The sequence below is a fragment of the Cupriavidus sp. GW823-FHT07A04 genome (assembly GCF_058794615.1).
In genome coordinates this window covers 22,958-47,460 of the sequence record NZ_JBXAHA010000031.1, presented here as the reverse complement: position 1 = coordinate 47,460, position 24,503 = coordinate 22,958, and the positions used below count along the sequence as shown (strand labels likewise).

Below are 24,503 nucleotides of genomic sequence, written 5' to 3'. Positions count from 1 at the left end.
CCGCTCCGTGCGCTGCTCGCCATCCGGAATGGCAGCAAACAGCATAAAAGCAAGCCATGAAGCACTTCACAGCAGGATGTGCATCCGGCCTGGCTGGCGCAGAATAAAAAAAACCCAAGCTATTGAGCTTGGGTTTGAATCCACCAAAGGAGGAGGGTGGAGGAGACACCGGGAGATCGACGGGGCTGGATCGTGGTGCGGGCCGGCGAATGTGGCTGAAACCATCCGATTCGCTTTCGCACTCTGCGCCGTGTTGTGCGCCGTCGTTCAATGATTCAAATTATACATGAGCGCTCTCCCAGCGCAAGGAAATTTGCAGTGCGAAATGTTGTTCCGCATTGTGAAAAACCATCAAGAGGCATAGGGAGATTTTTTATATAATAAAATCAACAACTTAATGATTGATCATGTTGTCACAGCACTGTCATCTTAGAAGAAAGCTTCAGTTTTCGGGAAAAATGTCGAGTTACGGCGCTTCTAGCTAAGTGGCCTATACTCAAAAAGCAAGCTTTGAAATCGCGTGTTCATGATCGAATACGCACTCACTAGAACGCAGGATCGAACAAAATGGAATGCAAAGTAACTTGGATGGGCACCGACGGCATGAGCTTCGTGGCCGAGACGGGCAGCGGCCATATCGTGGCGATGGACGGTGCGCCCGAGGGCGGCGGCCACAACCTTGCCCCGCGTCCGATGGAAATGGTTCTGCTGGGTACCGGCGGCTGCACCGCCTATGACGTGGTGCTGATCCTGAAGAAGAGCCGGCAGGATGTGCGCGGCTGCAGCGTGAAGCTGCAAGCGGAGCGCGCCAGCGAAGACCCGAAGGTGTTCACCAAGATCAACTTCCATTTCACGGTGAGCGGGCGCAACCTGAACCCCGGCGCGGTCGAGCGTGCCATCCACCTGTCGCACGACAAGTATTGCTCGGCCTCCATCATGCTGGCCAAGACGGCGGAAATCACGCACACGATGGAAATTGTAGAGGTGTAGGCGCCTGGCGCCTGCCCAGCCCCGGGGGAGCCGGCGGTGGCGCGCCCAATTGGGATGGGTGCGCGCCACGCTAAAGAATCAGAAGCAAAGCAGGCCGATAAGCCGGATTCTGTGCGCGCCGGCTTCCTTGCGGTTGCCGGCACGTGACAATCATTCCTCTAGGCCGGTCGTTACCGACCGGCTCAAGCTCCCTACCCGCAGGCTCAGCGGGCCGCCTCAATGCCTGCCTATTTGGGATTGCTCCAGGTGGAGGTTACCGCGTTTCACCCTTCCCATCGGGCGAACCCGATGGCAAGACTCGTCTCTGTGGCCCTATTCCGCACGTTGCCGTGGATGGCTATTAGCCAACACCCTGCCCTATGGAGTCCGGACTTTCCTCCCCTTGCACCACGAGGGTGCAAGCAGCGATTGTCTGGCCTGCTTTGCGGCCCGCAGTCTAACACCGTTTGGCCACGAACCGGCCACCCTCATGCGGCCTGCGCGCGGCGCCCGCGACGGAACACCGTGGTATCCGCGTAGTAGGCCGGATCGCGATTGGCTTCGCACCAGCCGGGAATGCCCAGCACCGGCAACGGCGCAAAGCGGCCGCTGTGCAGCTCGGCCGCTTCCAACGAGGCGCACACGGAATCGTCGAGCGAGCCGGGGAGCGCGGCGCCTGCAGCCGGCGGGACGGCCAGCGGCCATGCATGCGCGGTCAGGGCCTTATAGGGCCGCACCAGCTTCTCCAGCAAGGCGTGGCCGAAGGGCACCACGCTGCAGCGGGCGGTGCTGTCACGGCTGCCGGCATGCTCGCTACCGTCCCAGACATCCCGCCGCGCCACGAACAGGTGCTCCCAGCCGAAACCGCGCAAAACGGACTCCAGGCCACTGTCGGCACTCAGGAACAGAATGGCGTTCTCGTCGAACAAGGTCGCGGCATCGCGCAGGCTGCCACGGCGGCCCTGCACGCCCGCCACCGCGATAGCGTGGGCCTGCAGCCGGTTCAGCACGCGTTTGGAACGGGGAAAATGCAGCCAGATGAGCGCATTGAAGAAATCGTGCAGGTTGTCGCGCGTCGGCACGGCGCCGGTGGCGTAAATATGTGCCTCGTAGGCCGTGCCGGCGGGCAATTCGGCTTGCGCAACGAAACGCAGCGGCACACCGCGGGCGTTGCGCAGCGCGCGCTGCGTGGCCACTTCGCTGAGGACGGCGCGCAGGTCGGCGCCGCCTCGCAACGCGCTGCCCAGCGCCGAGCCGATGGTGGCGAACGGCCGGAACCACGGCTGTGCCCAGTCGATCTGCGCCACCGCCGCAGCCAGCGCCAGCCGGACCTGGCTTTCTGCTTGCACTTGCACTTCGCCAGTGCGGCTTAGCGGGCCTTCCAATGCAGCGTCTCGCCGCCGCGCAGCGGCACCAGCGTGGTGTCGCCATAGGGCAGTTCGGCCGGCAGTTCCCACGCCTCGCGGACCAGGGTGAGCGTGCCGCTATTTCGCGGCAGGCTGTAGAACGCCGGGCCGTTGAAGCTGGCGAAGGCTTCCAGCTTGTCCAGGGCACCGGCGGCTTCGAAGGCCTCGGCGTAGAGCTCCATGGCGTGCAGCCCGGTATAGCAGCCGGCGCAGCCGCAGGCATGTTCCTTCAGCCCGCGCGCGTGCGGCGCGCTGTCTGTGCCGAGGAAGAAGCGCTCGCTGCCGGACACGGCCGCGGCCACCAGGGCTTCGCGGTGGGTCTCGCGTTTGAGCACCGGCAGGCAGTAATAGTGCGGGCGGATGCCGCCGGTGAAGATGGCGTTGCGGTTGTACAGCAGGTGATGCGCAGTGATGGTGGCGGCGACGGGGCCTTCCGCGTCGCGCACGTACCCGGCCGCATCCTTGGTGGTGATGTGCTCGAACACCACCTTGAGCGCCGGGAAATCGCGGCGCAGCGGCGTCATGACCTTGTCGATGAAGACGGCTTCGCGGTCGAAGATGTCGATCGCCGGATCGGTCACTTCGCCGTGCACCAGCAGCGGCAGGCCCACGCGCTGCATGGCTTCCAGCGCTGCCGCGCAGTGACGCAGGTCGGTCACGCCGGCATCGCTGTTGGTGGTGGCACCGGCCGGATACAGCTTCACCCCGTGCACGAAGCCGCTGGCCTTGGCAGCGACGATCTCCTCGGCGGTAGTCTTGTCGGTCAGGTACAGCGTCATCAGCGGCTCGAACGCCATGCCCGCCGGCAGCGCGGCCAGGATGCGGTCGCGGTAGGCCGCGGCCTGCGCAACCGTGGTCACGGGCGGCTTCAGGTTGGGCATGATGATGGCGCGGGCGAACTGGCGGGCGGTATCCGGCAGGACGGCGGCGAGGGCCGTACCGTCGCGCAGGTGCAGGTGCCAGTCGTCCGGGCGGGTAATGGTGAGAGTCTGGGTCATGGCTTTCGGGGGCCGGCCGGCAGTCGCGGCTGGCGCTTATCAGGGATTACAGAATCAGGATGGCGCGGTAGTCATTCACATTGGTCCGCGTGGGGCCCGTCACCACGAGGTCGCCGGCGGCTTCGAAGAAACCCCAGGCATCATGCGCATCGAGCCGGGCGCGCGCCGGTGCACCGGCAGCCTGCGCACGCGCGAGCGTGGACGGGTCCAGCAACGCGCCGGCATTATCCTCGGAGCCGTCGATGCCGTCGGTGTCCGCCGCGATGGCGTACACATTATCAACGCCATCCAGCTCCAGGGCGAGCGACAGCAGGAATTCCGAGCACCGGCCGCCACGGGGCTTTCCAGCCGCCCCGCCACCGCCCTGCGGCAACGTGACGGTGCACTCACCACCGGAAATCAGCACCACGGGCACCGCGAATGGCGCATTGTACGCGCGTATCTCGCGCACCAGCGCCGCGTAGACCCGGGCAACTTCCTGCGCCTCGCCAGTCACCGTGTCGCCCAGCACCACCGGCTGGATGCCGCGCGCGCGGAAGTGATCCGCTGCCGCCATCAGGCTGCCGTGGGCGGTAGCAATCACACGATTCTCAACCCGCGCGAACAGCGGATCGCCAGGCTTGGGCGTTTCCGCCACTTCGCCGCGCGCACCGCGCTCCAGGTAAGCCTGCACCACGGGCGGGACCACCGCACCGTAGCGGCGCAGGACCGCCAGGGCATCGGCGTAGGTACTGGCGTCGGGCACGGTGGGGCCGGAGGCGATGGCGCTGGGGTCATCCCCGGCCACGTCCGACACGATCAGCGTGGTCACCGGCGCGCGGCAAGCCTGGGCGAGGTGCCCACCCTGGATGCGCGACAGGTGCTTGCGCACGATATTCATGTCCGTGATGGGAGCGCCGCAGCGCAGCAGCTCCTGCGTGGTGGCCTTGAGGTCCGCCATGCCGATGCCCTCGGCCGGCAGCGACAGCAGGCTGGAGCCGCCGCCGGACACCAGCACGATCAGCCTGTCATCCGGCCCGAGCTCGCCCGCCCGCGCCAGGATCTCGGCCGCGGCGCGCTCGCCGGCCTCGTCCGGCACCGGGTGGCCGGCCTCTATCACGCGCACGTGTTCGGTCGGCAGGCCGTGGGCGTAGCGCGTCACCACCAGCCCGTCGAGCTGCACCGCGCTGTTCTGGCTGGCATATGCCCGCTCCACGGCCAGCGCCATCGAGGCCGCAGCCTTGCCGGCGCCTACCACCAGGGTACGCCCGCCAGCCTGGGGCGACGGCAGGTGGTCCGCCACGATGCGCAGCGGATCCGCTGCCGCCACCGCGGCATGGAAGCTATCGAGCAGCAGGGCACGCGCGTCGGCCGCGGCGACCGGCAAAGGTTGGGCGGTCGTGCTCACAGCGCTTGCGCGATGGCCTGGCCCAGGTCGGCCGTGCCAGCCTTGCCGCCAATGTCGCGGGTCAGCGGGGCATGCTCCGGCCCGGCCGACAGCACCTTCTCGATGGCGCCCAGCACGGCCGCGCCGGCTTCCGGCTGGCCCAGATGTTCCAACATCATGGCGCCACACCAGATCTGGCCGATCGGGTTGGCCACACCGCGCCCTGCGATGTCCGGCGCAGAGCCATGCACCGGCTCGAACAGGCTGGGGAAGGTGCGGTCGGGGTTGATATTGCCCGAGGGCGCGATGCCGATGGTGCCGGTACAGGCCGGCCCCAGGTCGGACAGGATGTCGCCGAACAGGTTGCTGGCGACCACCACGTCGAACCAGTCCGGATGCTGGACGAAGTGCGCGGTGAGGATGTCGATGTGGTACTTGTCAACCTTCACGCCGGGGTAGTGGGTAGCCATGGCCTCCACCCGCTCGTCCCAGTACGGCATGGTGATGGAGATGCCGTTGGACTTGGTAGCCGAGGTCAGATGCCTGGCCGGACGCTTTTGCGCCAACTCGAAGGCGAACTTGAGGATGCGGTCCACGCCCGTGCGCGTCATCACCGTTTCCTGGATCACCACCTCGCGCTCGGTGCCGGGGAACATGCGCCCGCCGATGCTGGAGTACTCGCCCTCGGTGTTCTCGCGCACTACGTAGAAATCGATGTCGCCCGGCTTGCGCGCATTGCCGTCGCGGTCCACCAGCGGGCTGCGGATACCGGGCATCAGCCGCACCGGGCGCAGGTTGACGTATTGGTCAAAGGAGCGCCGGAACTGCAGCAGCGAGCCCCACAGCGAGACATGGTCGGGCACGGCGTCCGGCCAGCCCACCGCGCCGAAGTAGATGGCGTCGTACTTGACCAGGGTGTCGAACCAGTCGTCCGGCAGCATCTTGCCGTGGCGGGCGTAGTAGTCGCAGCTGGAGAAGTCGAAGTGATCGAACTGCATGTCGATGCCGAACCGGCGCGCGGCGGCGTCCATTACGCGCAGGCCCTCAGGCATCACTTCAGTGCCGATGCCATCGCCGGGGATGACTGCGATCTTGTATTTGCTCATGTCTCGAGGGCCCGCTGAATGGTATTGAAATCGGGGAAAAACGCGCTGCGCTTGGCAGATAACCCGGGCAGGCCGGATAATGGAACATTCTATTGCAATCCGGCAGCCTGCTGCCGGTCCGGTGCCCGCCATGTGCCAGCTGCTCGGCATGAACTGCGCCACGCCGACCGACGTGACGTTCTCCTTTACCGGCTTCGCCGCCCGCGGCGGCGTCACGGATCACCATGCCGATGGCTTTGGCGTAGCGTTCTTCGAGGACAAGGCCTGCCGCCTGTTCATCGACAACCAGTCCGCCGGCACCTCGCCCGTGGCTGAGCTGGTCAAGCGCTACCCGATCAAGTCCAAGAACGTCATCTCCCATATCCGCAAGGCGACCCAGGGCACGGTGCGGCTGGAAAACTGCCACCCCTTCATGCGCGAACTGTGGGGGCGGCACTGGATCTTCGCCCACAACGGCGACCTGAAGGACTTCTCGCCTTTCCTGTCGGGGGTCTACCAGCCGGTCGGCGACACCGATAGTGAACTCGCCTTCTGCACGCTGATGCAGGGGCTGCGCAAGCGCTTCCCCGGCTCGCAGCCGCCGCTCAACGAGCTGTGCCACGCGCTGGCGGACATCACGCGCGAGATCACGCAGCACGGCGTGTTCAACTACCTGCTGTCCAATGGCCAGGCCTTGTTCTCCCACTGCTCCACGCGCCTGTACTACATCGTGCGCCAGTGGCCCTTCTCCACCGCCCACCTGATCGATGCCGATCTGTCGATCGACTTCGCCCAGGTCACCACGCCCGACGACCGCGTGGCGGTGATCGCCACCGCGCCACTGACCGACAACGAAACCTGGACCGCCTTCGCGCCCGGCGAGCTGATGATGTTCGAGGAAGGCCGCTCGGTGATGACGCTGACCGTGCCGATCCCGCCGGAAGTCCAGGCCAAGAACGCGGCCAACAGCGACTGCACCTGAGCCATTGCGGGCAAGCCATGCAAAAAGGGACGCCGAGGCGTCCCTTTTTGCATCCTGCCTGCCACCCATCAGCGCGGCGAGGCGGCCACCCGCATCAGTGATGCAGGATCTTCGACAGGAACTGCCTGGCCCGCTCGGAGCGCGCTTCGATATTGCCGAAGAACTCTTCCTTGGCGCAGTCCTCGACGATCTTACCCTGGTCCATGAAGATCACGCGGTTGGCGACCTTGCGCGCGAAACCCATTTCGTGGGTCACGCACATCATGGTCATGCCTTCCTGCGCCAGCTGCACCATCACATCCAGCACTTCGTTGACCATCTCCGGGTCCAGCGCGGAGGTCGGCTCGTCGAACAACATGCAGATCGGATCCATCGACAGCGCGCGGGCAATTGCCACGCGCTGCTGCTGGCCGCCCGACAGCTGGCCCGGGAACTTGGCCGCCTGGGCTTTGAGGCCCACGCGATCCAGGTACTTCAGGCCCTTCGCCGTTGCCTCTTCCTTCGAGCGGCCAAGCACCTTCATCTGCGCGATGGTCAGGTTCTCGGTGATCGACAGGTGGGGGAACAGCTCAAAGTTCTGGAACACCATGCCCACGCGCGAACGCAGCTTGGGCAGGTTGGTCTTGGGTGAGCCCACCGAGGTGCCGTCCACCGTGATGTCGCCCTTCTGGAAGGGCTCCAGCGCGTTGACGGTCTTGATCAGCGTCGACTTGCCCGAGCCCGAGGGGCCGCACACCACCACAACTTCGCCCTTGGCGACCTTGGTGGTGCAATCGGTCAGCACCTGGAAGGCGCCATACCACTTGGAGACGTTATTGATTTCAATCATACGGCCACCTTTTTCTGGTAACGCTTGACCAGCAGCGATGCGGAGAAACAGATAATGAAATACACCAGCCCGGCGAACAGCAGCATCTCCACGATGCGGCCGTCACGCTCGCCGATGCCGTAGGCCTGGCCAAAGAAGTCCGCCAGCGCACTCACGTAGACCAGCGACGTATCCTGGAACAGGATGATGCCTTGCGTGAGCAGCAGTGGCACCATGTTGCGGAAGGCCTGCGGCAGGATCACCAGACGCATCGACTGCCCGTAGGTCATGCCCATGGCCTGCGCGGCGAACATCTGCCCGCGCGACACGCTCTGGATACCCGCGCGGATGATCTCGGAATAGTACGCCGCCTCGAACAAGGCAAAGGCAATCAGCGCCGAGGTCATGCGCAGGTCGGATGCCTGCGACAGGTTGAACGCCTTTTGCAGCAGCTGCGGGATGATCAGGAAGAACCACAACAGCACCATCACCAGCGGAATCGACCGGAAGATGGTGACGTAGCCCTGCGCGAACCAGTTCAGCGCCTTGACGGAGGACAGCCGCATCATCGCCAGGATGGTGCCCCAGACGATGCCGACCACCACCGCAGTGACGGTGATCTTGAGCGAGACCAGCATCCCCTCGCCCAGCACGTCCAGCGTGGTCGCGTTGATCGAGCTGAAATCGAATGTATATGCCATGACGTGTCCTCTTACTTGCCGCCGATGAAGCCGGGCACGCGGGTGCGGCCTTCGACCCAGCGCATGAGCAGCATGACCACGATATTGATCAACGCGTACATGATGGTCACCGCGATGAAGGACTCATACGGGCGCGCCGTGTAGTCCACCAGTTGGCGCCCCTGCGCCGCCAGCTCCAGCAGCCCGATGGTCGACGCCACAGCGGAGTTCTTGAAGATGTTCAGGAACTCCGAGGTCAGCGGCGGCACGATGACGCGGAACGACATCGGCAATAGCACGTAACGGTAAGTCTGGGCCAACGTGAAACCCATCGCCAGGCCGGCGTTGCGCTGGCCCGGCGGCAGTGAGTTGATCCCCGAGCGCACCTGCTCGCAGACCCGGGCTGCGGTAAACGTGCCCAGGCAAAGCATGGCTGCAATGAACTGCTGCGCGAACGGGTTCATCTGCTTGATCGCCTCGCCACCGGGCAACAGCTCGGGCATGACGAAATACCAGATAAACAACTGCACCAGCAGCGGGATATTACGGAAGATCTCTACGTAGGTGGCGGCCAGGCCGGACAGCCACTTGTTGGGCACCGTGCGCAGTACGCCGAGTACGGAGCCGATGACGAGGGCGATGATCCACGACGAGAGCCCGAGTGCAATGGTGACCTTCAGGCCGGAAATCATCCAGTCCAGGTAGGTCTCGTTCTGGGCCGCTTGTTCGAGGAATACACCCCAATGCCAGCTGTAGTTCATGATGTGTCCTCAAAAAGAAACGGAAGGACATGCCTTCCGTTTCACACAACCGGAATCCCAGTATCAGTCGAGCGCCTTGTCGTTCGGCGTCTTGAACAGTGCCTTCATGTCTTCCGACAGCGGGAAGTCCAGGTTCAGGCCCTTGGGCGGGACCGGCTGCTGGAACCACTTGGTGTACAGCGTGTTGATCGAGCCATCCTTCATCATGCCCGTGATCACGGTGTCCGACAGCTTCTTGAACTGCGCATCGTCCTTGCGGATCATGCAGCCATAGGACTCGCGCGATTGCGGCTTGCCCACCACGATCCAGTCGGCCGGGTTCTTGGCCTTGGCGCGTTCGCCATACAGCAGTGCATCGTCCATCATGAAGGCAACGGCGCGGCCCGATTCCAGCGTCAGGAACGACTGGCCATGGTCCTTGGTGCTGATGATGTTCATGCCCAGCTTCTGGTCATCGTTCATCTTGCGCAGCAGGCGTTCCGAGGTGGTGCCGGCGGTCGTCACCACGTTCTTGCCCTTGAGGTCGGCCCAGTCCTTGATGCCGCCATCCTTCTTCACCATGATGCGGGTGCCGATGATGAAGATGCTGGTGGTAAACGATGCCTGCTTCTGGCGCTCGAGGTTGTTGGTGGTCGAGCCGCACTCGATGTCGATGGTGCCGTTCTGCAGCAGGGTGATGCGGTTCTGCGAGGTGATCGGGATTTCCTTGACCTGCAGGTTCGGCAGCTTCAGCTGGTCCTTGATCGCTTCCACGATCTTGACATTGATGTCGTAGGAATAACCGACCTGGCGCACGCCGCCGAGGTTGTAGTTGAACGGAATCGACGACTCACGAACGCCAAGCGTAATCACACCGGTGTCTTTGATCTTCTGCAGCGTGCCCGTCAGTTGCTCGGCAGCTTGCGCGGTACCGCACAGCACGCCAGCAGCAATCATCAGGGAAGCCAACTTGGCAACATTCATAACATCTCCTTGACCATGAAGAGAAAGGCGGGACTCTAACAAAAAACCACCCGCCGACGAAATAGTATTGCGCAGGCAAGCACTCAAGACAACGGGTTTTTCCCCTAACAGCGCCATCTAAGGCATGGTTTGCAAGGCAAACGAGGCATGCCTCCACTGCCGTAAAGCCGTTGCGCTAACGCGTCGGGCCGGCCTTGCGGCAACGCCTCGCCAGCCCGGGAGCCCCCTGGCGCGCGCTGGGCAGCGAGCGCATACGACAACGCGGCTGCCGGGAAGCCCGGCAGCCGCGTTACCAATCCTGGATAGGCTTGTTGCGCCGCAGCATCGCCAGGTAGCGACGCTGCGGCGCCAAGCCGCGTCAGGCATCAGGGATAGAGACCGCGCATTTCGCGCGCCTGAAGAATCCGCGTGCACGCCACGATGAAAGCGGCCGTGCGCAAGGTAACCTTGTTGTCCTGAGCGACCTGCCAGATCGCCCGGAATGCCTCTTGCATGATTCGTACCAGGCGCTGGTTGATTTCCTCTTCGGTCCAGAAGAAGCTGGAAAAGTCCTGTACCCATTCGAAATAGGAGACCGTAACGCCGCCGGCATTGGCGATGACGTCGGGCGCCACCAGGATATTGCGCTCGCGCAGGATGTCGTCGGCCTCGGGCGTGGTCGGGCCGTTCGCACCTTCGATGACCATGCGTGCCTTGATGTGGGGCGCGTTCTGGGCTGTGATCTGGCCTTCCAGCGCGGCCGGGATCAGGATTTCGCAATCCACCTGCCAGAATTGCTCGGCGGAGATGGTCTCGCCCTGGAAACCTTCGATGGTGCCGCTGTGCGAGGCATATTCCATCATGGCGGGCACGTCCAGGCCAGCCGGGTTGTACAGCGCGGTGCGGTGGTCCTGCACCGCCACCACCTTGGCGCCTGCCTCATGGAACAGCTTGGCGGCCACGGCGCCGACATTGCCGAAGCCCTGCACGGCGATGCGTGCGCCCTTGATCTCAAGGCCAAGGTTGCGCGCCGCCTCGGAACCCACCACGAACACGCCGCGGCCGGTTGCCTCGCGGCGACCCAGCGAGCCGCCCAGCGAGATCGGCTTGCCGGTCACCACGCCGGTGGCGGTGCTGCCGGAATTCATCGAGTAGGTGTCCATCATCCATGCCATCACCTGTTCATTGGTGTTGACGTCGGGCGCCGGGATGTCCTTGTTGGGCCCGATGATGAAGTTGATTTCGCTGGTATAGCGGCGCGTGACGCGCTCCAGCTCCGAGCGCGAGAGCGTGCGCGGATCGACGCGGATACCGCCCTTGGCGCCGCCGTACGGCACATTGACCGCGGCGTTCTTGACCGACATCCAGGCCGACAAGGCCATCACTTCCGACAGGGTCACATCCTGGTGGAAGCGCACGCCGCCCTTGCCCGGGCCGCGCGACATGTTGTGCTGCACGCGATAGCCTTCGAAGTGGGCAATGGTGCCGTTATCCATCTCGATCGGCACGTCCACCACCAGCGCGCGCTTGGGGCGCTTCAGGGTCTCGACCCAGCGGGCCAGCGAGCCCAGGTAAGGCGTGACACGATCGACCTGCTGCAGGTAGATGCCCCAGGGCCCGAGCGCATCGGCGTTCAGGTACGAAGGCAAGGTGTGGTTCTTGACGGCAGGATTGGACGGCGCTGCGGAAGACATCGTTTGGTTCCGGTGTGAAGGTGCCGCCAGCTTAGGGGAGGCGGCCCCGCCGAAGCCAATGCCGTTTGATTATCCCGTTATGCATGCTTTGCATAACCTTTGACCAAGGCCCCATGCTGCCCTGTGCCAGCCTTACCTGCTCTGTGGCGGTGTGCCCGGCGCACCCGCTGCACGCCTTCAGGGTTTCGGCTGTGCGGGCAAGGCCTGCGCTGCCAGCGAAGACCACACGCGCTCCACCAGCTGGCGCTTGTTGCGAACCTGCGCGCTGCGCCGCTCGTTGACGTGTTCACCCGGCTTCTCCCGGTAAAGCCGGATTTCCATGTCGATCGACAACGGCGCGCCGCGCGCGGCCTCCGCGCGCACCAGCCGGTGCTGGAGCAGTTCCTCGCGCACCGCGCTCTCCGGCAGAAAGGCCATGCCATGCCCGGACAGCGCCATCACCTTGAGCGCCTCGGCCATATCGGTCTCGTAGCATTTGTCGAGCTTGAGCGCGTCGGTGGTTTCTGACAGCAGCATGTCGACCATGCGGCCAAGGAAGGCATTGGGTGTATAGCTGAGGAAGGGCACCGGTTTCTTGTCCGTGCCCGGCAGCCGGTACAGAGGCTTGCCGGTGGCGTCCGGCACGCTGTATGGCGACAGCCGCTCGGTGCCCAGCACCATCATGTCGTAGTGCGCGGGATCGAGCTGGATGGCCTGGCGCGCATGGTGGTAGACCATCACCAGGTCGCAGCCGCCATCGACCAGCGCCAGCACGGCGTCATGCACGTTGAGTGCACGCAGCCGGCACGGCAGCGTGCCGATCTCGCGCTCCACCGCCTTGAGCCATTCGGGGAAGAACGTCAGCGACAGCGTGTGCGGCACCGCGAATTCCAGCACCTGGGCATTGGCCGAACGCTGCCCCCGCATCAGCGCGCGGGTCTCGCTGACCTGCGCCAGCATGGCCAGGGCCTGTTCGTAGAACACCTTGCCCGCCGGCGTCAGGCTGGTGGGATAGCTGGAGCGGTCGATCAGCTCCGTGCCCACCCAGGACTCCAGCGACTGGATCCGGCGCGAGAACGCGGGCTGCGTCACATGACGCTGCTCGGCCGAGCGCGAGAAGCTGTGCGTCTCGGCCAGGCTAACGAAGTCTTCAAGCCACTTGATTTCCATGAGGCGGCATTATCCACCGGCTGCCCGCCGCTTCGCCACCGCCAGGAACAATATTCTATTTATTTGATTTTTATTGGAATGTGATTACACTCACTCCCAGATTTGCACGACAAGACGCACGTGCTTGCTACGGGACGGACGCTATGATGGTCGCAAACCAACAAGGAGCTCTTCATGGCCACCCAGCAAGCCGCCGTTACCGATATTGCCAGCCACGCACGCAACGCTGGCGTGCTTGGCACCCTCGACACGGCCGACGGCCAGCCGGATCTCTTTGCCCCGCTGTCCGACGGCATGTCGTCCGCCTTTGCCGCCAGTGCGCGCATGGTGGCGCAAGGCATCGAAGCCAGCCTGCCGGACGCCGCCACGCTGCTGGCGCTGCTGCCGGAATCGCTGCGCGAAGGCTCGGCTGAGGGCTATGTGCGCCACCTGGTGCACGCCGATCCACTGGCGCGCTTCTCCGCCATGCTGATCGTCTGGCGGCCGGGACAGCACAGCCCGGTGCACGGACACCAGACCTGGTGCGCCTACCGGGTGCTGCGCGGCACGCTGCATGAGCGCCACTACCGCTGGGACGCGCAAGCGCGGCAGGCGCATCCGTGCGGCGAGATCACGCGCACGGTGGGCGATACCTTCAGCGTGCCGGCTGGGCTGCGCCATATCCATGCGCTCGGCAACGACAGCGACGCGGTGGCCGTGTCGCTGCATATTTATGGGGTGGACCAGGAACACATCTGCAGCGGTGTGAACCTGCTGGTGGACGCGGCCTGAGTCTTGCGGGCGGCCAGGCACCCGAACGACGCTGCGCGCCAACAGGATTTGCCATGGACCGATACGACCGCCAGATACTTGCCGCTCTCCAGGAAGACGCCACCGTGCCGGTGGCCGAGCTGGGCGAGCGGGTGGGCCTCACCTCCACGCCGTGCTGGCGGCGCGTGCAGAAGCTCGAGGAAAGCGGCGTGATACGCAAGCGGGTGGCGCTGCTGGACCCCGCGCTGCTGAATGTGGGCGTGACGGTATTCGTCTCGGTCCGCACCAGCCAGCACAGCGTCAAATGGCTCAAGACCTTTCATGACCTGGTCGCCTCGATCCCCGAGGTGACTGAGTTCTATCGGATGGCCGGGGATACCGATTACCTGCTGCGCGTGGTGGTGCCGGATATCGCGGCCTATGACCGGGTCTACAAGAAGCTGATTCAGGGGGCTGAGCTGGCGGATGTTAGTTCTAGTTTTGCTATGGAGCAGATCAAGTACACGACGGCTTTGCCTTTGGATTATGCGTGATTGGGGTTGGTTGCTGTTTCTTTGAGCAGTGTTGGTTTTTGCGCCCACGGTGCCATATGACATCGCCCTGCGGGGTTGGTCTGCTGTTTCTTTGAGCGGTGTTGGTTTTTGCACCCAACAGCCGTACGACATCCCCCTGCGGGGGATGCCGGTCACTCTTCTTTGCGTCGGCAAAGAAGACTAACGAGAAGAAAGCCGACCCTGCCGGGAGCAGAGCAATCAGGCTTGTGGGCCTCGGTGGTTGCGTCGTACGGCCCTGAGTATTGGCTGGCGTATCTTACCGGCTTGAAGGGCATCGTAACTGCATGACCCAATGGTCACGTGGTGGTGCCCCTGACCTCGTGCTCGGTGAGCGTTCGGCCATCTGCCGTTCGCGGTGCCGAGCGCCACGACGCTGCCTGCATTGGTGGTTTCGTGGTTTTGTCTCTAGCGGCGGGCGCCCGGCCATTTGAGGCCCTGCCGTACCGGCGCTGCCGGTTCCTTGCTCTTAACGCCCCTGGTTTCGTGGTGGGCACCGTGGCCCGGTTCGCGGGGGCAGCGCTCGCATATCACGACGCTCGTCCTCCGAGACAAAACCACGAAACCAGCCACACCCGAAATGGCGCAGCACTTCGCCCCGCGAACGGCAGATGTGGGAATGGGCGCCGCGCCCGAGGTCAGGGGCCCCACGACGAAACCCATGGGTCATGCCATTGCGGTGATCTGTGAGCCGGTAACGGCAGATACCAGCAGTACCACTGGCCATACGACGAAACCAGCGCCCTGCGCCCCCGCGATTGCTCTGCCCCCGGCAGGGTCGGCTTTCTTCTCGTTAGTCTTCTTTGCCGACGCAAAGAAGAGTGACCGGCAGCCCCCGCAGGGGGATGTCGTATGGCCTTTGGGTCCAAAAACCAACGCCGCTCAAAGAAACAGCCAAAGACGCAACCCCTTCATCCCCCCTCATCCCCCTTCACCCCCGATGCGCCCACCCCGTCATCCGCCTCTCCACCACAGCAAAAAACTCATACATCACCATCGCCATCACAGCAATCACCACCAGCCCGGCAAACGCCAGCGGCATCTTCATCGCCGATCCGGCGGACACCAGCAAATAGCCGATGCCTTCATTGGCAGCACTCATCTCGGACACGGTAGTGCCGACGAAAGCCAGCGTGATCGCCACCTTGAGCGAAGCAAAGAAGTAAGGCATCGACCGCGGCAGCCCGACCTTGAGCAACACATCGGTGCGCTTTGCACCAAGTACGCGCAGCACATCCTCCAGTTCCGGCTCCAAGGTGGCCAGCCCCGTGGCGATATTGACCATGATCGGGAAGAACGAGATCAGGAAGGCGGTCAGGATCGCCGGGCCGGCACCCAGGCCAAACCACACCACCAGGATCGGCACGAAGGCTGCCTTCGGCAACGCATTGAACGCCGTCATCAGCGGATACGCGGCGGCGTACGCCAGCTTGGACGAGCCCATCAGCAAACCCAGCACCACGCCCACGATGATGGCGAGGCCAAAGCCGACCATGGTGGTCCAGAAGGTACGCCAGGCGTGGCCGGCAATCACATCCCAGTATTCGAACAGCGACGTGACGATCGCGCTGGGGCTGGGAAGGATGAAGTCCGACACATTGAACACAAGGCACGCGCCCTGCCACAGCAGCAGGAACGTGCCCAGCAACAGCCATGGCGCCACGCGCTGCACGCGGCGTTGCTGAGCCGCGTTCATCGAGGAAGAAAAAGTGCTCATGGTCAGTGCTGCCGTACGTGGCCGATCTTCTCGCGCAGCGAATGCACGAGGTCGGCAAAGGGTTCGGTATAGGTCAGATCGAGGTCGCGCGGACGCGGCAGGTCGATCTCCTTGCGCGTGAGGATGCGCCCCGGGCGCTGGCTCATCACGTAGACCGTGTCGGCCAGGAACACGGCCTCGCGCAGGTCGTGGGTGACCAGGATCACGTTGAAGCGCTGGGCCTGCCACAGGTCGCGCAGCACGCACCACAGCTCCTCGCGGGTAAAGGCATCGAGCGCGCCGAAGGGCTCGTCGAGCAGCAGCATGCGCGGCTCGTGGATCAGTGCGCGGCAGATCGAGGCACGCTGCTGCATGCCGCCGGAGAGCTGCCACGGGTACTTGTCCTCGTAGCCGGCCAGGCCCACGGTGCGCAGCAGCTCGCGTGCGCGCGCCGTGTACTCATCGCGCTTCTGGCGCAGCGTGGAGCGGTAGGGCTCGACAATCTCCAGCGGCAGCATGACGTTCTGCAACGTGGTGCGCCAGGGCAGCAGCGTCGGCGCCTGGAAGGCCATGCCAACCATCTTGAGCGGGCCGGCGACCTTCTCGCCGGCGATCTTGACCACGCCGCGCGTGGCCGGCTTGAGGCCGGTCGCCAGCTTCATGAAGGTGGACTTGCCGCAGCCGGACGGCCCGACGATGGCGATGAACTCGCCCGGCTCGACCTGCAGCGAGATGTCCTCGATCGCGAACTCGCCCTGGCGCGCGAGTTCGTCGTTATAGGCGAGCCAGACCCGGTTGAATTCGACGAAGGGCTGCGCTGCCGGCTCGGCCGGCAGGTCCGACGGGGCCACGGCCCCTGTGCGCATGGAGATCGTGCCGGCGGTCATCGCAGCACATCCAGTTCGGCAGCGGATGGCAGGTAGGCGTCGGTCCACAGGTTGTCGGGGTTGATGCGGCCCTTGGTGCCGAAGGCGTCAGCCACTTGCGAAGCCATCAGCGACAAGCGCGGCTTGTTGACGCGGCCAAAGCCCTCGGCGCGCGCGTCGGGCGACTTGACCACGCTGTCCAGCGCCATCTTCAGGCGCTTGGTCTCGAGCTTCTCGTCGATGATGCCGTCACGCGCCTTGACCGCCTTGATGCCCTCTTCCGGCTTGGCGATCACGTCCTTGGCCGATTTGGCGAAGGCGCGCAGGAAGGCCTTGACGGCCTCCGGGTTCTTCTTGAGGAAGTCCTCCGAGGCGATCACGGCGTTGCCGTACAGCTTCACGCCGTATTGCGGGTAAGGCAGCACCACGATGTCCTCGTCCTTCACGCCACGCGCATTCAGGTTGAGGATGGAGGTGAACGAGAAGCCCGTGATGGCGTCGAGGTCGCCGCGCGTGAGCATGGTCTCGCGCAGGGTCGGGTCCATCGCCTGCCAGTTGAAGCTCGATGCCTGCAGGCCGTTGGCCTTGGCGAAGATCGGGAAGGCGCGGCGGCCGGCGTCGAATACCGGTGCGCCGAGCTTCTTGCCGGCCAGGTCGTGCGGGGTCTTGATGCCGGACTTCTTCAGCGCGAGCACGGCGGCTGGGGTGTTGTTGTAGACCATCATCACGGCCACCGGCTTGTTCTTGGCATCCGGGTTGTTGCCGTAGAACTCCATCACCGAGGCCAGGTCGGCAAAGCCCATGTCGTAGGTGCCGGAGGCCACGCGGTTGACCACGTTGCCCGATCCGTTGCCGGCGTCGATCGACACGTCGAGCTTCTCGGCCTTGTAGTAGCCCTTCTGCTCGCCCAGCAGGAACAGCGCCGACGGGCCTTCGAAGCGCCAGTCGAGCTGGAAGCGGACCTTGGTCTGGGCGTGCGCCTCGCCGGCAAATTGTGTCGACAGCACCAGGGCGGTGCCCAGCGCCAAGCCAAGCTGCAGCCAGCGGCGGCGCGCGGTGGATGCGGCAGCGCCGGACGTGGCATGGGCGGGCTCGGCGCCGGCGTGAGCGGCAGTGGCCTCGAACGGGGTGGCGGCACGGAATAGCGGCATTGAACTCTCTCCAGTTAGTCGTCTTCCTGGATAGTTCGTCTGCAAGGCGCGTGCCATGCAAACACGCACCACGATGGGGCTGATACGCCACCTATTGTCGAACCAAATTCGTGCAACCGGATGTTTCGGGACGGTTTGCCGCAATGGATTGTTGACAATCCATTGCGGCCCCGGCGATTGCCGCGTCAGGCGTCCTGGGTTGCGTCGCCAGCTTCGATGGCCAGCGCGGCATCCTCCACGGGGGCCTCGCTCTCTGCGGCGCTGCGCGCCTGGATGTGCCACATCTCGGCGTAGCGGCCGTCGAGCCGCATCAGTTCGGCATGGGTGCCGCGCTCGATGATGCGGCCTCGGTCCATCACCAGGATCTGGTCGGCATGCACCACCGTAGAGAGCCGGTGCGCGATCAGCAGCGTGGTGCGGTTCTGCGCCAGGCGCATCAGCTCGGCCTGGATGGCCTGCTCGGTACGGGAGTCCAGCGCCGAGGTGGCTTCATCGAAGACCAGGATCGGCGGGTTCTTCAGCAGCGTGCGGGCAATGGCGACGCGTTGCTTCTCCCCGCCCGACAGCTTGAGGCCGCGCTCGCCCACCGGCGTGTCGTAGCCCTGCGGCAGCTCGCGGATAAAGCCGTCGATCTGGGCCGCGCGCGCGGCCTCGATGACTTCGTCGCGGCTGGCGTCGGGGCGGCCGTAGGCGATGTTGTAGTAGATGCTGTCGTTGAACAGCACGGTGTCCTGCGGCACGATGCCGATGGCGCGGCGCAGGCTGTCCTGCGTGATCGTACGGATATCCTGGCCGTCGATCTCGATGCCGCCGCTGCTCACGTCATAGAAGCGGAACAACAGCCGCGCCAGCGTGGACTTGCCCGAGCCGCTGTGGCCTACCACCGCGGTAGTAGTGCCGGCGGCGATGGCGAAGCCCACCTCGTCCAGGATCACGCGATTGCTCTCGTAGCCAAAGCCGACATGGTTGAAACGCACCGCCGCGCCCTGCACGCGCAAGGCCGCTGCGTCCGGCGCATCGGCCACTTCGCGGTTGGTGCCCAGCAGCACGAACATGCGGTCCATGTCGGTGGTGGCCTGCTTGATCTCGCGGTAGATCACGCCGAGGAAGTTCAGCGGAATGTACAGCTGGATCATCAGCGTATTGACCAGCACCAGGTCGCCCAGCGTGAGCTTGCCCGCCGCCACGCCCACGGTGGCGCGCCACAGGATCAGGATCAGGCCGGTGGCGATGATGGCCTGCTGGCCGAAGTTGAGGAACGACAGCGAATTTTGCGAGCGGATCGCCGCAGTGCGGTACTTGCGCAGGTTCTCGTCATAGCGGCCGGCCTCGTACTCCTCGTTGCCGAAGTACTTGACGGTCTCGAAGTTGAGCAGGGAATCGATCGCCTTCTGGTTGGCGCGCGAATCCAACTCGTTCATCTTGCGCCGGAAGTGCGTGCGCCACTCGGTCACCACGATGGTGAACACGATGTAGCTCACCAGCGCGCAGCCCGTGATGGCAGCGAACCAGATGTCGTAGTGCAGGATGAAGAAGCCCATCACCAGCCCCATCTCGACCAGGGTCGGCAGGATGCTGTAGAGCGAGTAGGAGATCAGCGACTGGATGCCGCGCGTGCCGCGCTCGATGTCGCGGCTCATGCCGCCGGTCTGGCGGTCCAGGTGAAAGCGCAGCGACAGCGCGTGCAGGTGGCGAAACACCTGCAGCGCGATCTCGCGCACCGCGCTCTGCGTGACCTTGGAGAACAGGATCTCGCGCAACTCGGTAAACAGCGTGCCGGACAAGCGCAGTATCCCGTAGGCGACGATCAGCCCCACCGGCACCACCAGCAGCGCGCTCGCGCTGCCGGCGGGAACATTCATGTTGTCCACCAGCTTCTTCATCAGGACCGGCACGCCCAGGTTGGCCACCTTGGCCGCCACCAGGCACACCAGCGCCAGGATCACTCGCCACTTGTAATGCCAGACGTAGGGCAACAGGTTGCGCACGGTCTGCCAATCGCTGCGGGGAACGTTGGATTTGCCGAAGAGGGAGGAAGGCTGGGCGGGGGACGGCTCGGCCGACGTAGAGTAGCGTCGCATACGTTAGAATTCGGGCGAATATGCGATTGTGGCAGAGATCGACATAATTAGCCGGCGCCACGCCGCTTATCCCCGTCACGGAACCGCCTCGACGCCCGGACCGCACGCCGGCAAGGTCACTCCGGCATGCGCACCGGCGCGCCAGCACCCCGCCGCAGCCCTTGCTACCCCGCCCCAACCCTATCCAGCCTCATCAAGCAGCCATCATGAATCAACCCAACGTCCTCCCCTGCCTGCCCCCTGGCAAGAATCCCGCACTGCGCGTGGTCCCCATGCCGGCGGATGCCAATGTGCATGGCGACGTCTTCGGAGGCTGGATCATGGCCCAGGTGGACATCGCCGGCTCGATTCCGGCGGTGGAGCGCGCCCAAGGCCGCGTGGCCACCGTGGCGGTGAACTCCTTCCTCTTCAAGCATCCGGTCTTTGTCGGCGACCTGGTGAGTTTCTACGCAGATATCGAGAAGACGGGCCGCACCTCGATCACCGTATCGGTGGAGGTCTATGCGCAACGCATGCGCCACAGCAACGAGATCGTCAAGGTGACCGAAGCCACCCTGACCTATGTGGCGACGGACGATACAAGGCAACCGCGGGTGTTGCCAGCGATATAAGGCGGCCGCCTGAAGCCGGCTCCCCTGTCAGGCATTCCTGGCGGGGCGCCGGCGCGAGGAAAATCGGAAATTTCCGCAAGCACATGCAGCCGTTTCTGATTGCTCCGCCTCGCCCCACAACCTTAAATGCTAATGATTATCATTTTCATTTAAGGAGAATTGCATGCGTTCGTACATCAGGTCTGCCGCGCTGCCGCCACGGCGCCCTCTCGCTTCCGTCGTCCTGGCCGCGGCCTGCGCCACACCAGTCCTGGCAGACGATCTGCAACGGCAAGGCAAACCCATCGAACTAGCGCCAGTCACGGTTACGGGAACGCAAGCACCCAGCTCCAAGGTTGAAGCCTCCGGCTCGGCCAAATACGCGGCACCGCTGCTCGATACGCCCCAGACCATCACGGTGGTACCACAGCATGTGCTGGAGGAGCAGAACGCCTTGAGCTTGCGGCAGGCGCTTTCCAACGTTTCGGGCATCACCTTCAACGCCGGCGAGGGCGGCGGCGGCTCCGGCGACAGCATCAATATCCGCGGCTTCAGCGCCAACGCGAACATGCAGATCGACGGCTTGCGCGACAGCGGGCAGAACAACCGCTCCGACCTCTTCAATCTCGAAGCGGTCGAGGTGATCAAGGGACCGAATTCGGTCTTCGGCGGCGCCGGCACCACCGGTGGCAGCATCAACATGATCAGCAAGCAACCCAAGGCGGACAGGTTCACGCACGTCGGCGGCGGGCTCGGCACGGCCAGCTTCCACCGCCTGACCCTGGATACCAACCAGCCGCTGCCGTGGGACGGGCACGCAGCGGTCGTCCGCCTGAACCTGATGGCGCACGGCAACGACGTGCCGGGGCGCGACGCTCTTGAACGCCGCCGCTGGGGCATCGCGCCGTCGATCACCTTCGGCATGCAATCGCCGACGCGCCTGACGCTGAGCTATTTCCACCAGCGCGACGACAACCTGCCCGACTACGGCGTGCCAGCGTTGAACGGCCAGCGGCTCGCTGGCGTCAGCCGGCACGGCTACTTCGGTTGGCGCAACGTGGACCGGGAGAACATCACCACCGACGCGGCCACCGTCAAGTTCGAACACGAGTTCAACGACAACCTCAAGCTACAGAACCTGACCCGCTATTCGCACCTGCACCGCGACACCGTGATCTCGGCCTCGCACGTGAACCAAAGGGGGCTACCGCCAGGCCGCTACCTGCCGGCGGGACCGCAGGGCTATGGCCGCGACTCGGCCACCGAGCTGTGGATCAACCAGACCAACCTGACCAGCCGCTTCGACACCTTGGGGTTGGGGCACATCCTGGTCAGTGGCTTCGAGATCTCACGCGAGACCTACGACCGGACCACCTATTCCTACAATCTCTCCAAATACTATCCCGCCAACGGTTTCGATCTCTCCAGCCCGCCAGGCTACTGGAGCGCGCCCACCGACCGGCGCGACAGCGCGCGCAACAAGACGTGGCTTGACGTCAAGGCGCTGTACGCGCTTGACACCATCGCCCTGGGCAAGCACTGGGACCTGAACCTCGGCCTGCGCTACGACTGGATAGATGGCAGCGCCGAGAGCACGCCGCTGGGCAAGGCGACCGACCGCGCGGACAGCACTACCAACCAGCTCAGCAGCCGGGCGGGCCTGGTGTTCAAGCCCACGGACAATGGCAGGATCTATTTCGCCTACGGCACCTCCTTCAACCCGTCTGCCGAGTTCCTGGTCAGCACCGGCTCGGGCGTGAACAAAGCCACGGGGGGACTGGCGCCCGAGAAAAACAAGACCTATGAGCTCGGCAGCAAATGGGAGTTCATGGCGCGGCGCCTGGGGCTGAACGCGGCGCTGTTCCAGGTCGACAAGGACAACACGCGCGAACGCCTCTCCGATGGCAGCTATGCGCTGGCCGGCGAGCAGCGCGTGCGCGGCGTCGAGCTGGGCGCGGCTGGCAAGGTGACGCCGAACTGGGACGTTTTCGCCAACTACACTTACCTGAACAGCAAGACACTCAAGTCACTGTCGCGGCCCGAGCGCGAAGGCAAGGCGCTGGCCAACACTCCGGCGCACTCCTTCAGCCTGTGGACCACCTACCAGCTGCCCGCGGGCTGGACGCTGGGCTACGGCGCGCGCTTCATCGGCAGGCGCAACGTGACGTCGGTGGGGGACGGCACGCTTGGTGCCTACCTGGTGCACAACGCCATGCTCGGCTATGCGCCAAGCAAGAACCTCAAGTTCCAGCTCAACGTCGACAACCTGTTCAACAAGGCCTATGTGGAGCGGGTGCGCCAGACGCTGGGCAGCGCATCGCGCTCGTCCGCGATCGAGTACGGCGATGGCCGCTCCGCGGTGCTGTCGGCCGTCTACTCCTTCTAACGCCACGCGCCGGGGGCAGCCAAATGATGATTCACATACCCGGCGTGCTGACGCCGGAACAGGTGCGGGAAAGCGTAAGCCTGCTGACGCAGGCCGACTGGGCCGACGGCAAGGCGACCGCGGGATTCCAGTCCTCGCTCGCCAAGGACAACCTGCAATTGCCGCACGACTCCCCGCAGGGCAAGCACATCGCCGCGATGATCGAGCAGGCCTTGCGGCGCCATCCGCTGTTCTTCTCGGCGGCGCTGCCGGCCAGGATCTACCCCAAGCTGTTCAACGCCTATGCGGGCGGGCAATCGTTCGGCACCCATGTCGACAATGCCATCCGCTACCTTCCCGACGGCTCGGACAGCATCCGCACGGATATCTCGGCCACGCTCTTCCTGTGCGAGCCCGACGACTACGACGGCGGCGAACTGATCATCGAGGACACCTATGGGACGCACGAGGTCAAGCTACCCGCCGGCGACATGATCCTGTATCCGGCTTCCAGCCTGCACCGTGTCAGCCCGGTGACCCGGGGCACGCGGCTTTGCGCGTTCTTCTGGATCCAGAGCCTGCTGCGGGACGCCCGCCAGCGCGCCCTCCTGTTCGACCTGGATACCGCTATCCAGGAAATCGGGCATGCGCTTGGCCATGGACACGCCACCGTGGTGCGCCTCACCGGCGTCTACCACAACCTGCTGCGCGAATGGGCGACGCCCTGACCTTGGCCTCGCCTCGATGTCGCGCAAATGGCGGCAGCGGCGGGGGCGGCCCATCCGCCGTATCGGCCAGGGATGCCCGCAGGCTCAGCTGAAGCGCGAGAAGTCCGGGCGGCGCTTCTCGAAGAACGCCTTGAACGCCTCCTTGGCTTCCGGCGCCTGCAGCATGCGCCGGAACACTTCTCCCTCCTCCGCCATCCTGGCCTGCACGGCCGCCTTATCGCCGCCCTTCATCAGGCGCTTGGTTTCCCTGAGCGACGAAGCCGGCAGCGCTGCCAGCTTGCGCGCCTGCTGCAGCACGAACTCATTGAGCTCCGCCACCGGCAGCACGCGCGTGGCCAGGCCGATCTGTAGCGCTTCCTGCGCGCTGAAGGCCTCACCCAGCATCAGTTTCTCGGCAGCGCGCTGGTGACCCAGCAGGCGCGGCAACAGCATGCTCGATGCCGCCTCCGGGCACAGGCCCAGTTGCACGAACGGCAGCGACAGCTTGGCCGTCTCGGAAACGTAGACCAGGTCGCAATGCAGCAGCATGGTGGTGCCCACGCCCACCGCCGGGCCGCTCACCGCCGCCACCAGCGGCTTGCTGGCCTGGCTGATCTGCTGCAGGAACTGGAATACCGGTGCCGGCTGGTCACCCTCGCCCGCGGTGGGCGGACGCTGCATGAAGTCTTCCAGGTCATTGCCCGCGGTAAATACTTCCGGCTTGCCGCGGATCACGATCACGCGCACGGCGGGATCGGCATCGGCGGCGCGCAGCGCATCGGCCATGGCCTGGTACATCGCCGCCGTGATGGCGTTCTTCTTGTCGAGGCGATCGAACTCGAGGGTCAGGATGCCTTGCTCGATGGTGGTCAGGATGCTCATGAAATCGTGTTCTCCTCACTGCTT

General features: G+C 64.5%; 22 protein-coding genes and 1 other RNA gene. 7 read left to right on the top strand and 16 right to left on the bottom strand.

Translation table 11 applies throughout. The features are described from left to right. Positions 1-567: 567 nt before the first annotated feature. A complete protein-coding gene (locus AC1Q7Q_RS37210) occupies positions 568-990 on the top strand; it encodes an OsmC family protein (protein WP_150987978.1) in 423 nt (140 codons plus the stop codon). Positions 991-1,072: 82 nt separating this feature from the next. On the opposite strand, the gene rnpB is transcribed toward AC1Q7Q_RS37210, so the two are convergent. From rnpB to AC1Q7Q_RS37185, 5 genes are all read right to left on the bottom strand, one after another. Further along, an RNA gene (gene rnpB / locus AC1Q7Q_RS37205) (RNase P RNA component class A) lies at positions 1,073-1,414 on the bottom strand. 43 nt (positions 1,415-1,457) lie between these two features. Next, complete coding sequence (locus tag AC1Q7Q_RS37200; RefSeq protein ID WP_492375705.1) at positions 1,458-2,324, bottom strand: DUF3025 domain-containing protein; 867 nt, start codon at positions 2,322-2,324, stop codon at positions 1,458-1,460. Between the two features lie 14 nt (positions 2,325-2,338). Continuing rightward, a complete protein-coding gene (pyrC, locus tag AC1Q7Q_RS37195; protein WP_492375706.1) occupies positions 2,339-3,373 on the bottom strand; it encodes a dihydroorotase in 1,035 nt (344 codons plus the stop codon). A 46-nt stretch (positions 3,374-3,419) separates the two neighbouring features. Beyond that, on the bottom strand, positions 3,420-4,760 hold the full coding sequence (locus tag AC1Q7Q_RS37190) for a glycerate kinase type-2 family protein (protein WP_492375707.1): 1,341 nt from the start codon (positions 4,758-4,760) through the stop codon (positions 3,420-3,422). Beyond that, positions 4,757-5,845: a tartrate dehydrogenase gene (locus AC1Q7Q_RS37185; RefSeq protein ID WP_492375708.1), complete on the bottom strand. Its 1,089-nt coding sequence runs from the start codon at positions 5,843-5,845 to the stop codon at positions 4,757-4,759. The genes AC1Q7Q_RS37190 and AC1Q7Q_RS37185 overlap by 4 nt, the downstream gene beginning before the upstream one ends. A 130-nt stretch (positions 5,846-5,975) precedes the next feature. Between AC1Q7Q_RS37185 and AC1Q7Q_RS37180 the strand changes: the two genes are divergently transcribed. After that, on the top strand, positions 5,976-6,806 hold the full coding sequence (locus tag AC1Q7Q_RS37180) for a class II glutamine amidotransferase (RefSeq protein WP_492375709.1): 831 nt from the start codon (positions 5,976-5,978) through the stop codon (positions 6,804-6,806). 94 nt (positions 6,807-6,900) lie between these two features. Here AC1Q7Q_RS37180 and AC1Q7Q_RS37175 read toward each other — a convergent pair whose 3' ends face one another. From AC1Q7Q_RS37175 to AC1Q7Q_RS37150, 6 genes are all read right to left on the bottom strand, one after another. Further along, positions 6,901-7,635 (bottom strand): amino acid ABC transporter ATP-binding protein, encoded by a 735-nt coding sequence (locus tag AC1Q7Q_RS37175; RefSeq protein WP_150987966.1) that lies wholly within the window; start codon positions 7,633-7,635, stop codon positions 6,901-6,903. Further along, complete coding sequence (gene gltK, locus AC1Q7Q_RS37170; RefSeq protein ID WP_492375710.1) at positions 7,632-8,315, bottom strand: glutamate/aspartate ABC transporter permease GltK; 684 nt, start codon at positions 8,313-8,315, stop codon at positions 7,632-7,634. Before gltK ends, AC1Q7Q_RS37175 begins: the two co-directional genes overlap by 4 nt. Positions 8,316-8,326: 11 nt before the next feature. Further along, a complete protein-coding gene (locus AC1Q7Q_RS37165; RefSeq protein WP_441640555.1) occupies positions 8,327-9,055 on the bottom strand; it encodes an amino acid ABC transporter permease in 729 nt (242 codons plus the stop codon). Positions 9,056-9,118: 63 nt separating this feature from the next. Then, positions 9,119-10,018 carry a glutamate/aspartate ABC transporter substrate-binding protein gene (locus AC1Q7Q_RS37160; protein ID WP_150987958.1) on the bottom strand — a complete coding sequence of 300 codons (900 nt, stop codon included), beginning with the start codon at positions 10,016-10,018 and terminating at the stop codon, positions 9,119-9,121. A gap of 365 nt (positions 10,019-10,383) precedes the next feature. Next, on the bottom strand, positions 10,384-11,691 hold the full coding sequence (locus AC1Q7Q_RS37155; protein WP_043343639.1) for a Glu/Leu/Phe/Val family dehydrogenase: 1,308 nt from the start codon (positions 11,689-11,691) through the stop codon (positions 10,384-10,386). A gap of 177 nt (positions 11,692-11,868) precedes the next feature. Beyond that, the gene (locus tag AC1Q7Q_RS37150; RefSeq protein ID WP_492375711.1) at positions 11,869-12,840 is read right to left on the bottom strand and encodes a LysR family transcriptional regulator; all 972 of its coding nucleotides are present in this window, start codon (positions 12,838-12,840) and stop codon (positions 11,869-11,871) included. Positions 12,841-13,014: 174 nt separating this feature from the next. Here AC1Q7Q_RS37150 and AC1Q7Q_RS37145 point away from each other — a divergent pair, with 174 nt between their 5' ends. Both AC1Q7Q_RS37145 and AC1Q7Q_RS37140 read left to right on the top strand, forming a co-directional pair. After that, positions 13,015-13,611 (top strand): cysteine dioxygenase family protein, encoded by a 597-nt coding sequence (locus AC1Q7Q_RS37145; protein ID WP_492375712.1) that lies wholly within the window; start codon positions 13,015-13,017, stop codon positions 13,609-13,611. Positions 13,612-13,664: 53 nt separating this feature from the next. After that, the gene (locus tag AC1Q7Q_RS37140; RefSeq protein WP_043343633.1) at positions 13,665-14,123 is read left to right on the top strand and encodes an Lrp/AsnC family transcriptional regulator; all 459 of its coding nucleotides are present in this window, start codon (positions 13,665-13,667) and stop codon (positions 14,121-14,123) included. 949 nt (positions 14,124-15,072) lie between these two features. Here the strand turns inward: AC1Q7Q_RS37140 and AC1Q7Q_RS37135 are convergent. The 4 genes from AC1Q7Q_RS37135 to AC1Q7Q_RS37120 all read right to left on the bottom strand — a co-directional run bounded on the left by AC1Q7Q_RS37135 (position 15,073) and on the right by AC1Q7Q_RS37120 (position 19,935). Beyond that, on the bottom strand, positions 15,073-15,858 hold the full coding sequence (locus tag AC1Q7Q_RS37135) for an ABC transporter permease (RefSeq protein ID WP_492376504.1): 786 nt from the start codon (positions 15,856-15,858) through the stop codon (positions 15,073-15,075). Between the two features lie 2 nt (positions 15,859-15,860). Beyond that, positions 15,861-16,703 carry an ABC transporter ATP-binding protein gene (locus tag AC1Q7Q_RS37130; protein ID WP_492376512.1) on the bottom strand — a complete coding sequence of 281 codons (843 nt, stop codon included), beginning with the start codon at positions 16,701-16,703 and terminating at the stop codon, positions 15,861-15,863. A gap of 17 nt (positions 16,704-16,720) precedes the next feature. Beyond that, positions 16,721-17,854: an ABC transporter substrate-binding protein gene (locus AC1Q7Q_RS37125; RefSeq protein ID WP_492376505.1), complete on the bottom strand. Its 1,134-nt coding sequence runs from the start codon at positions 17,852-17,854 to the stop codon at positions 16,721-16,723. Positions 17,855-18,039: 185 nt separating this feature from the next. Continuing rightward, on the bottom strand, positions 18,040-19,935 hold the full coding sequence (locus tag AC1Q7Q_RS37120) for an ABCB family ABC transporter ATP-binding protein/permease (protein ID WP_492376506.1): 1,896 nt from the start codon (positions 19,933-19,935) through the stop codon (positions 18,040-18,042). A 206-nt stretch (positions 19,936-20,141) separates the two neighbouring features. Between AC1Q7Q_RS37120 and AC1Q7Q_RS37115 the strand changes: the two genes are divergently transcribed. From AC1Q7Q_RS37115 to AC1Q7Q_RS37105, 3 genes are all read left to right on the top strand, one after another. Next, positions 20,142-20,546, top strand: coding sequence for an acyl-CoA thioesterase (locus AC1Q7Q_RS37115; RefSeq protein ID WP_150987934.1), 405 nt, complete (start codon positions 20,142-20,144; stop codon positions 20,544-20,546). A 163-nt stretch (positions 20,547-20,709) separates the two neighbouring features. After that, positions 20,710-22,911 carry a TonB-dependent receptor gene (locus AC1Q7Q_RS37110; RefSeq protein WP_492376507.1) on the top strand — a complete coding sequence of 734 codons (2,202 nt, stop codon included), beginning with the start codon at positions 20,710-20,712 and terminating at the stop codon, positions 22,909-22,911. 23 nt (positions 22,912-22,934) lie between these two features. Beyond that, complete coding sequence (locus AC1Q7Q_RS37105) at positions 22,935-23,618, top strand: Fe2+-dependent dioxygenase (protein ID WP_492376508.1); 684 nt, start codon at positions 22,935-22,937, stop codon at positions 23,616-23,618. A gap of 84 nt (positions 23,619-23,702) precedes the next feature. Here AC1Q7Q_RS37105 and AC1Q7Q_RS37100 read toward each other — a convergent pair whose 3' ends face one another. Beyond that, on the bottom strand, positions 23,703-24,479 hold the full coding sequence (locus AC1Q7Q_RS37100; protein WP_492376509.1) for an enoyl-CoA hydratase: 777 nt from the start codon (positions 24,477-24,479) through the stop codon (positions 23,703-23,705). Between the last annotated feature and the right edge of the window lie 24 nt (positions 24,480-24,503).